Source organism: Salipiger sp., assembly GCF_059781815.1.
This window is the reverse complement of sequence record NZ_JBYNAH010000089.1, coordinates 1-9,778: the sequence shown is the minus strand read 5'-3', so window position 1 is coordinate 9,778 and position 9,778 is coordinate 1. Positions and strand designations below refer to the sequence as shown.

The 9,778-nt window shown below is 66.1% G+C and carries 9 protein-coding genes; 1 reads left to right on the top strand and 8 read right to left on the bottom strand.

Annotated features, from left to right (window positions below; translation table 11 throughout):
• Nucleotides 1–759 (top strand): NAD(P)/FAD-dependent oxidoreductase (locus tag AC6RA4_RS12105; RefSeq protein WP_500160601.1); only part of this gene is annotated, 759 nt, incomplete at its 5' end.
• A gap of 60 nt (nt 760–819) precedes the next feature.
• On the opposite strand, the gene AC6RA4_RS12100 is transcribed toward AC6RA4_RS12105, so the two are convergent.
• The 8 genes from AC6RA4_RS12100 to AC6RA4_RS12065 all read right to left on the bottom strand — a co-directional run bounded on the left by AC6RA4_RS12100 (nt 820) and on the right by AC6RA4_RS12065 (nt 9,776).
• Complete coding sequence (locus AC6RA4_RS12100; RefSeq protein ID WP_500160599.1) at nt 820–2,256, bottom strand: DUF1254 domain-containing protein; 1,437 nt, start codon at nt 2,254–2,256, stop codon at nt 820–822.
• A 288-nt stretch (nt 2,257–2,544) separates the two neighbouring features.
• On the bottom strand, nt 2,545–4,248 hold the full coding sequence (locus AC6RA4_RS12095) for an alkaline phosphatase family protein (protein WP_500160598.1): 1,704 nt from the start codon (nt 4,246–4,248) through the stop codon (nt 2,545–2,547).
• 213 nt (nt 4,249–4,461) lie between these two features.
• Complete coding sequence (locus AC6RA4_RS12090) at nt 4,462–5,451, bottom strand: N-acetyltransferase (RefSeq protein WP_500160596.1); 990 nt, start codon at nt 5,449–5,451, stop codon at nt 4,462–4,464.
• A gap of 179 nt (nt 5,452–5,630) precedes the next feature.
• Complete coding sequence (locus AC6RA4_RS12085; RefSeq protein ID WP_500160594.1) at nt 5,631–6,512, bottom strand: alpha/beta fold hydrolase; 882 nt, start codon at nt 6,510–6,512, stop codon at nt 5,631–5,633.
• Nucleotides 6,513–6,579: 67 nt separating this feature from the next.
• Nucleotides 6,580–6,906 carry a hypothetical protein gene (locus AC6RA4_RS12080; protein ID WP_500160592.1) on the bottom strand — a complete coding sequence of 109 codons (327 nt, stop codon included), beginning with the start codon at nt 6,904–6,906 and terminating at the stop codon, nt 6,580–6,582.
• A gap of 73 nt (nt 6,907–6,979) precedes the next feature.
• On the bottom strand, nt 6,980–7,855 hold the full coding sequence (locus tag AC6RA4_RS12075; RefSeq protein WP_500160591.1) for an intradiol ring-cleavage dioxygenase: 876 nt from the start codon (nt 7,853–7,855) through the stop codon (nt 6,980–6,982).
• An 18-nt stretch (nt 7,856–7,873) separates the two neighbouring features.
• Nucleotides 7,874–8,935 carry a branched-chain amino acid ABC transporter permease gene (locus tag AC6RA4_RS12070; RefSeq protein ID WP_500160589.1) on the bottom strand — a complete coding sequence of 354 codons (1,062 nt, stop codon included), beginning with the start codon at nt 8,933–8,935 and terminating at the stop codon, nt 7,874–7,876.
• Between the two features lie 10 nt (nt 8,936–8,945).
• Nucleotides 8,946–9,776 carry a branched-chain amino acid ABC transporter permease gene (locus AC6RA4_RS12065; RefSeq protein WP_500160587.1) on the bottom strand — a complete coding sequence of 277 codons (831 nt, stop codon included), beginning with the start codon at nt 9,774–9,776 and terminating at the stop codon, nt 8,946–8,948.
• Between the last annotated feature and the right edge of the window lie 2 nt (nt 9,777–9,778).

Below are 9,778 nucleotides of genomic sequence, written 5' to 3'. Positions count from 1 at the left end.
GCGATGATGCACATGGGCCGCTACGTCAACGGTCTGGCCGAGGCGGCCCATCGGCACGGCGCAAAGATCTGGGAGAACACCCCGGTCATCGGGCGCAAGCGCGAAGACGGCGGCTGGCTGATCGAGACGCCCCGGGGCACGATCCGCGCAGACCGGGTGATCGCCGCCACCAACGCCTATTCCAACAGCGTGGCAAACGCGCCGCTGGGCTATTTCCGCAAACGCATCATCTCGGTCGGCTCGTTCATCGTCGCCACCCGCCCGCTCAGCGAGGCCGAGATCGCGGCCACGCTCCCGGGCAACCGCACCTATGTCACCTCGATGAATATCGGCAATTATTTCCGCCTGTCGCCGGACAAGCGGATGATCTTCGGCGGGCGCGCGCGGTTCTCGGCCAGCTCGGACCAGAGCTCGGACGCCAAGTCGGGCAAGGTCCTGCGTGCCGGACTGGCCGAGATCTTCCCGCAGCTGAAGGGCGTCGAAATCGACTATTGCTGGGGCGGCATGGTCGGCATGACCAAGGACCGCTTCCCCCGCGCCGGCGAGGCCGACGGGATGCTCTACGGCATGGGCTATTCCGGCCACGGCGCGCAGATGGCGACGCTGATGGGGCAGGTTCTGGCGGACATGGCAATGGGACGCACCGACACGAACCCGCTTCAGGGCCTCGACTGGCCCAAGGTGCCCCTGCATTCGGGCAAGCCGTGGTTCCTGCCGCTGGTGGGGATGTATTTCGGCCTCAAGGATCGCCTGTCCTGAGGCAAGGATCGCCCGGAGCGCGCAGCGAGCGCTCCGGGCGACCTGCTGCACATTCGGTGTCTACTCCACCTTCACCGCGCCCGGCGCCTGCCAGCTTCCATCCAGAGCGGCCTCCTTGGGCCAATATAGGCGCATGGCCATCCAGAAATCGCCTGCCGGCGCCGGAAGCCAGTTGGCCTCCTTCTCCTTTCCCGGCGACTCGTGCTGCACGTAGAGCGTGAGCGAGCCGTCGTCGTTCATCGTCAGGTCCGGCAGCATGGGGGAGTTGATCAGGTAGCGGTCGATCGGATTTGCCACCAGAAGGCTTCGCGGCAGATCATACATCGTGACCGACCAGAAGGCATTCACCGGCGGCAACTGGCCTTCCGGGAAGGTGATCGTATACGCATGTTCGCCTGACATCGGGTTGCCGTCGGCATCGACCCGCAGCGCCGGATAGAAGGCCTCTTCCGGCGAGTTGCCGTAGATCCCGAGCACCACCGCAGCCATCCGGTACATCCAGTTGCCGGCGATCTTCTCGCGCGTTCCGAACATGTCGGCAGAGGTCACCTTGCCGGTTTCGATCTCCTCCCTGGCAAAGGTGTCATACGCGGCCCAGGCATCCGCCATGCCGGCCTGAACCGCCTTATGAATGTCGGGCGAGAGGCTCTCCACGTCAAAGCCCGTCTCGGTGCCGATGCCGAGTTTGGCCATCCGGGCGCGCAGCTCTGTCTCTTCCTCCGGAACCGGGCCGAATTTCAGCGTCAGATCGAGGATCTCGAAGAAGGCCGGGTCGGTGCGCTCCTCGTCCTGGGAAATCGGCTCCAGAGCCTGTGTCACGGGCTGGTCGAGCGTGACCCGGGAGGGCACGACGTCCGGCGCCTGAAGCTCCGCCGCCGCCCCGCCGGGATCTGGCTGACCGAGGAAGGCAGACAGCGGTTCTGCCTTGTACCCGGCCTGAATGGCTTTGACATTTTCCAGATCGTCCGGCCCCATGAGCTGGGTTCGATAGATCACGAAATTGAAGTCGGTCTCGCTTCGGATGAGTTCGTCGATGCCGTCCGGTGTCTCGCCGGACCAGCTCGGACCGGCCAGCATGTAGGTTCCGCCGGCATTCCCCGTGGTGCGGCTTCCGACATAGTCGAAATTGAACGTGTAGGCATCGACGAATTGCAGGGAATAATAACGCCCTTGGTCAATCGCGGGCACCGTCAGAACGAGCGGTTCCTTTCGAAGGTCCGCTCCGAGCATCGAATAGGGCGTATCGGAATTCGGCGTCTGAATAGCGGTGTCTTCCGGCGTATAGAGACGCGCGATATTCACCAGGCTGTTGAACGGGCCTTTGTACTCAGCCCCGCCGGTGTCGACGCTGTAAGCGTACTGGATGCGGTAATTCTCCACCAGCGGATAGCCGAAGATATAAGCGTCCCTGGCGATGTCTCGCGCTTCGTCGGCGCTGAGATCCTGAGCGATCGCGGAGGACCCCGCGAGCGCCAGGCCCGAGACTGCGCAGATCAACAGACCTCTTATTTCTGAATACCTTAGCATCTCCCCCCTCCAACTCTGTCTCTCTCTGATACTGTTCCACCATAGCGCGAAGCGGCGAGGCGGGTGTTGACTTGCGTCAAGACTGCAGCGGCCAGCGGGATCGCACCCTGCGTCGCAGGCGCGATGCCCCGGGCGGTCTACGGATAGGGACGCGCGGGTCGAAGACGGGTCGGGCACGGCGCAGGTTGACCGCCAGTCGCGCGGGCAGGCTTTCCCACAGAAGGGCGCAGCCGAAGGCTCAGCGGCCCAAGCCGACCGCTATTGCCCGACGACCTCCAACAAGACCTCACCCGCCGCCCCGGAGGGCGGGCGCGTTCCGGCAACCGTCGCCAGCGTCAGCGCGACGTCGACGGTGTGGACCCGCCGCGACACGATCTGCGGCGCGATCCCGAAGCCGGCGAACAGGATTGGCACATAGGTGTCGTATCTCCAGGGCGAGCCATGGGTGACGGTGACCGACAGCCCGTCCATGTCATTGATGAGCCACTCGGGCTCGAACACGACATAGATGTCGCCGGACCGGTCGGGATGATAGTTGTTCAGCACCGCCCGCATCAGCGCATTGTCGGGGACCGACCCCTCGCGCAGCCGCGAACTCGGAACCGCGTAGGCCACACCCTCGAAGGCAACCAGCTCGTTTGCGATCTCCGTCTCGAGCGCGATCCTGTCGATCTCGCGATTGTTTCGGACATCGTCACTGAGAAGAAGGTAGGGGTGATCATAGCCCTCGAAGAGGTCTCCGGTGATCCCGAACCGCTCCTTGATGCGCGACACCGCCGGAGCGGTATCCCAGGCGTCGGGCGTCACGTAGCCACCCAGGAGACCAAGCGAGGCAAGATATCCCGGTGCCTCCGGCGCACCGTGATCCGAGGACAGGACGATCAGGGTCTTGTCGAGCCCGATCTCTGCATCGACAAAGGCGAAGAGGTCGGCCAGCGTGCGATCGAGCTGCAAGAGATTGTCTTCGGACTCGAGGCTCGAGGGGCCGTAGAAATGGCCGACGTAATCGGTCACCGAGAAACTCACGCCGAGAAAGTCGGTAACATCGTCATCGCCCAGCCCCTCTGCATCGATCAGGGTCTTTGCAAAATCCGCCGTGATTGCGTCGCCCGGCGGGCTGAGGGTCAGCAAGGTGGTGAAATACTTGTCCTCTGCCGCGCCCAGAGGATGCGGGAAAATGCGCCCGAACCCGGCGAAATCCGGCTCCCAGTCCTGATCATCGCTCTCGCCGAACAGATAGGTGTCGATCGGGTTCAAAAGCTCCCAGGCCTGACCGCCGAAACTCTGCGGCAGCCCCTTGGCGTTCCAGTCATCGACCCAGCCGGGGTAGCTGTCGTAGTAGTAGCTGCTGGTCACGAATTGCCCCACCGATTTCGAGAACCAGAATGCCTTGCCGGCATGCCCCGCCATCGACACCGCGCCGCGGTCCTTGATCGAGACGCCGAACACCTTTGCGCGCCCGTGGGTGAGCGCCGCCAGCTCATCCCCGAAAGTCGATGTCAGAATGGTACGCGGAGAGCGCCCGTCGTTCTTGGCGGCGCGCTGGGTCGGGTCGATCTCGGTGGACTCGTCGACGTCTGCCCCGCGGGTCAGTATCGCATAGTCCGGGTCTTCGATATTGTAGACGGTCCGCCCCTCGGCCCGGTCGAACCAGAGGTTTCCAACCATGCCATGCGCCGCAGGCGTGGCACCGGTGGCGAGCGTCGTATGCCCGACGATGGTTTCGGTATTCGCATGCGTGTGATGGGCGTTGTTATAGTGAATCCCGCTTTCGAGCAGGTAGCGAAAGCCGCCTTCCCCGAGCCGATCCAGGTACCGTGTCGGCAGATCGCCGCGCAACTGATCCACGGTGATCTGCAGGATCAGGCGCGGCTTCTCCCGGGCAGAGGCGGCGCCTGCGAACGCCAGGGGGATCACTGCCGAGAGGCACGCGGTTCGCAAAGCCTTGAAATATGGCACCATAATTCGACTCTCCCAAAAGGATAAATCTGTCGAAAAACGATACTATATTTCTTTCGCGAGTCTGCAGGCGATTTTGATCCGCGCCCGATTTCGGCAAACGGAATTTGGGTCAGAAACCCGATCTCCGCTCTGAAGTGCTGGTTCGAGGCGCGGTGCGAGCCCCGCAGCCAGATCTCATCCCGGCACCCGCACGCCCGCCGCTCGCAGCACCGGTCAGCCCAGCGACTGCATCGCCATGCCGTAGGTCTTCGGACCGCTCTCGGCGCGGCGCAGCCGGCCGAAGCGCATGTCGGTGACCGTATCATAGACGCCAAGCCCTGCCGCCGAGACAAAAGCCTCGAAGCGTTCGCTCTCGACGATGGTGTCGATCCGCAGGAACTCGCCCTCGTGAGCCATGATGAAATGCGCCGCGAGCTGCATCGCCACGCCGTCCTGCTCGGCGATCAACGGGCCGATCACCCGGCCCTTGCCGAACCGGCGCGCCATTGCAAAGCCTTCGATCTCACCGCCGCGCTCGGCCACCACGATGTCGGAGACCGCGCGCAGCGCGTCGAAAATCGCCGTGCGCGGGGCACCATAGGCGTGGGTGTCGAGCGCGCGCATCGCAGGAAGGTCGGCCTCGGTCATCGGACGCACCGTGAGGCCGGGAAGCGGCTCGGGCGGGCGGATGGCACGGGCCTTGCCCTGATGCTGATAGACCAGTGCCACCGGGGTGAAGCCCGCGCTTTCATACAGGCGGTAGCCCTCGCGCGTGGCCGAAAGCCGCAGGTCGCGACCGGCCTGATCGGTCATCACCCGGCGCAGCAGCCGGCTTCCGGTGCCTTGCGCCTGAAGCCGCGGCGTGGTCACCATCATGCCCAGCATCGCGAAATCGTCACCGCTGGGAAACCCCATGGCCGAGCTCAGCGGGCGGTCGATCTCGTCGAGCGCCACGTAGCCCTTGCCGAGCCGCACCACGAGGTCGATATCCGGGGCGCGGTGCGGCCAGAACACGCTGACCGTAAGCTCGTGCAGCCGGCCCACCATGCTCGGCTCGAGCTGCTCGATACGGGCCTTGTAGATGTCGACCTGCAGCCAGTCGCTTTCGACCTTGGGAGCCTCACGGCGCATGAAGGCGGCATAGCGCGCAAGCGCCTCCGGCGGCATCAGCTCGGCGCTGCCTGCCGGCAGGGCGACATCCGACTGGTCCTGAGCGACACTCATGCAAATCTCTTTCCGTTACTGGCCGATGGCCGTCATACGGCCGCGTCTTGCCGATTATCTACCAGATCTCGTGAAAAGATCTGCCGTATCGCCGCGCTCATCCGAAGTTTCTGCTGTTCGCGCGGCAGAGCGGCAACGCGGAGAGGCCCTCGCGCCGCGGCACGAGGGCGCCGGCCGGCTCAGCGGCATCCGTGGCGGTCGAGAAAGCCCAGCACCTCGCCGGCGATGGCCTGTGCCGCGACCGGGTCGAGATGAAAATGGTGGTCGCCAGCGATTTCGATGGTCTCATAATCGGCCACCAAAGCTTCGGCCCGTTCCGCCAGCGCCGCCACCACCGGGCGCCGGGCCTTGATCCCCTCGGTGGCCCAGACGTTCAGCACCGGGCAGCGCAGCGCTTGCAGCACCTCTTCCACGTCGGCCTGCTTCAGCTTCACCGCCGAACGCGCAAAGAGCCGCGGATCGCCGCGCATCCGCACGCCCTCGGGATGGGGCTCGAGCGCCCGGCCCGCCAGCGCCTCGGACGTGGCCCGGGAATTGCCCTGCGCGGCCCGCCGCGAGACATAGGCCTCGGGCGAGTCAAACAGGCGCGGCGGCCGGGCCTTCTGCTTGCGGGTCTGCTCGATGAAGGCCTGCAGGGTCGTGACGATGGTCTCGTCGGGATCGGGCTCGGGCACCAGCGAGTCGAGCGCGATCAGCGCCCGCACCCGGCCGGGCTGCGCGGCGGCAAAAAGCCCCGAGATATTGGCCCCGCGCGAATGGCCGAGCAGGACGTAGTCCCGCCAACCCAGCCGGTCGAGCAGCTCGGCGATCTGCGGCAGGTCATCCCAGATGTTGTAGGTCGCGTGCGCGGCGCGATGCGCGCTGAGCCCCTGCCCGCTCAGGTCCAGCGCCACCACGCGGCAGCCGGTGAGCAGCGGCGCCAGCTCCTGGAAGCTGGCGGCATGATCCATCCAGCCGTGCAGGGCGAGTACCGGGGTGCCGTCCTCCGGCCCCCAGGCCAGCCCGGCAAGGCGCAGCCCGTCCACCTCCCAGACGCATTCCTGCGCCGTGTCGTCCGTCATGCTTCCGCCTCCCGCAGCCCCGACAGGGTGATAGCGCAGATGCGGCAGGGAATTGAAGCGCGCGGCGTCACTTCAGCGCGACATAGGTCTCCGGGTCGAGCTGGGTGATGCGCACGGCGATGTGGGCGTCGGTTTCCTCGGCAAAGAGCGCGCGCACCTTGCCGCCGACCCCGGTGAGCATCTCGCGGGTGCGCTCGGGCGTCGGCAGGACCTGAAGCTCGGCATTGATCAGCGGCTGGTCGGGCAGCCCCTCGACCTCGACAAGCGCGATCTGGCAGGCCGCGACCGGCACCGAGAGCGTGTCGCAGAGCAGGTCGCGCAGTGGCGGCAGCAGCGCGGCAAGCGCGGCCCGTTCCGGCAGGCGGCGGTCGACGAAGATCTTCACGTTGGGCATGGGGTCTTTCCTGAACAGGGGGCCTTGCAGAAGGGGGGACGACGCCGGCCCGGGCCGGCGCCGCCGGACGGCATCACTCGGCAGGTTCGGCTTCGGTGCTCGCCATCGCCGGCACAGGCACCATCACGAAGTCGAAGGGAGACCGCCAGATCGTGTCGCCGTCATTCACGTGCTCGAAGGGAGCCACGAGCGTCTGCTTCACCCCGAACACCGCATCGTCGGTGATGTAGGGATCGTCGCCCACGAAGGTGTGGGTCACGATGCGCTGGTGGCCCGGTGCGGTGACCATGTAGTGCATGTGGGCCGGGCGGTAGGGGTGGCGGCCCATCGCGCGCAGCATCTTGCCCACCGGGCCGTCATCGGGGATCGGATAGCTCACCGGCTTGATGCCGTAAAAGCTGTACTTGCCGTCGCTGCCGGTGATGAAGCGTCCGCGGTTGTTCCACTTCGGCTGGATGCCCGGCTGCTGCACGTCGTAATAGCCGTCGGAGTTGTCCGACCAGACATCGACGCAGGCGCCTTCGATGGGCTCGCCGTGAATGTCGATCACCCGGCCCTCGTAGAAGCAGCGCTCGCCCTTGCCGTCGAGGCTGATATTGGCGCCCATCTCGCGGATCGGCGCATCGGCGACGTGGAACGGTCCGAAGACGGTGTTTTCGGTGGCGCCCATCGGGCGGCGGTTGTTGATCGCATCGACCAGCATCGAGAAGCCCAGCACGTCCGACAGCAGAATGAACTCCTGCCGCTCGTCCGAGCAGATCTGGCCGGTCTTGGTCAGGAACTCGATGCCGAGATCCCACTCCTCCTGCGTCAGTTCGGTTTCCTTGGCAAAGGCATGCAGGTGCTTGACGAGGCAGGCCATGACCTCTGCAAGCCGCGGCGGGACCTCGCCGCGCATCCGTGCGTTGACCGCCTCGACCGAGCCGTCTTCGGTGAAATACTGTGTCATGTCAGGATCCTTTCGTGATCAGGAATGATGCGCCTGCAGGGCGGGCTTGTCGGAGGCCGCGGCACTGCGTGCCGCGCGTGGCGGGGTCTGGCGCAGCGGCAGAAGCTCGATGCCGGTGCGGTCGGTGAACAGCCCCCAGAGGCCGCGCCGGGCGAACAGCATGATGGCGATGCCGATCAGGCCGAGGACGATCAGGTAGACGGTACCATAATCAGACAGCAGCCGTTGCAGGGCATAGAACACCACCACGCCCACGATCGGCCCCGGCAGGGTGCCGATGCCGCCGATCACCGTGATGAAGATCACGAAGGCGGTCCAGTCGACCACCGAGAAGGCGGCCTCCGGGGTGACCCGGGTGATCTGGATGAACAGCAGCGCGCCGCAGAGCCCGGTGCCGAAGGCGGTGAGCAGGAATACCAGCGCCTTCAGCCGCAGCGGATCGACCCCGACCGAGCGCGCGGCCTCGGCATTGTCGCGGATCGCCTGCAGTCCGAGCCCCATGCGCGAGCGCAGGAAGGTGTAGCCGGCGCCCAGCGTCACCAGCGCGAGGATCAGCGCCAGCCAGTAGGTCAGCGCGTCCGCCGCCGCCGAGGAGCTGCCGCCAAGCAGCTCCTTGATCTGCGGCACCAGCATCATTTCCTTGGTGGTGCCCTTGGGCAGCGAGGTGCCGGTGCCGCCGCCAAGCGCCTGCCATTGCGCCAGGCTCAGCCGCACGATCTCGGCCGAGACCCAGGTGCCGATGGCGAAATAGGCGCCGTTCAGGCGGAAGGTGAAGATGGCGATCGGCACCGACAGGGCCAGCGCCGCCAGCCCGCCCAGAAGCACGCCCCAGAGCGGGTCGACGCCAAGCAGGATCACCGCGCCGAACATGGCGTAGGCGCCGACGCCGACAAAGGCCTGCTGACCGACCGAGACAAGCCCGGCGAAGCCCGCCAGCATGTTCCAGTTCAGCGCCAGCACCAGCATGGTCAGCACCATGAACAGGTCCTGCACCATGGCGCGGCTGCCGAGCACCGGCACCAGGAACAGGGCGACGACTCCAAGGGCGAGGATGGCGCGGGTTGCGTTGGTCTTGGTCATGCTCTCCTCCTCAGGCATGGGCGCGCGGGAACAGGCCGCGCGGGCGGACCAGCAGGATCGCGACAAAGGCCACGTGTCCAGCGAGGATCTGCCATTCCGGGTTGACCGCCGCCCCCAGCGCCTGCGCGACGCCGATCAGGATGCCGCCCGCAAGCGTGCCCCAGAGGCTGCCGAGCCCGCCGATGATCACCGCCTCGAAGGCATAGAGCAGCCGGGCGGGGCCGATGGTGGGGTCGAAATTGGCGCGGATGCCGAGATAGAGCGCGGCGATTGTCGCCACCACCAGCGCGATGCCGGTGGCGATGGCAAAGACCCGCTCTGGGCGGATGCCCATCAGCCCCGCGGTCACCGCGTCGTCCGAGGTGGCGCGGAAGGCGCGGCCGAGTGCGGTGCGGTAGAACAGCTGGTTGAGCCCGAGGATCACCAGCACCGCCGAGATCAGCGTGAGCAGCGGCATCACCCCCACGGTCACCGGCCCGAGCGCCAGCGAGGCGGCCTCGACCGGCCCGGCGGCCAGCTTCTGGCTGTCGGCGGTGAAGCCCTCCAGAAGGCCGTTCTGGATCACCACCGAGAGCCCGAAAGTGACCAGAAGCGGCGGCAGGATGTCGTCTCCGAGCACCCGGTTGAGCACGAAGGTCTGCAGCGCCCAGCCGATGGCGAACATGACAGGCGCCGCGACCAGAACCGCGAGGAACGGGTGCAGCCCCAGCGCCGTCACCGCCACGAGGATCAGGAAGGCGGCAAGCACGATGAGATCGCCATGGGCGAGGTTGACCAGCCGCATGATGCCGAAGACGAGGCTGAGACCGGCGGCGAAGAGGGCGTAGAGACCGCCCAGCAGGA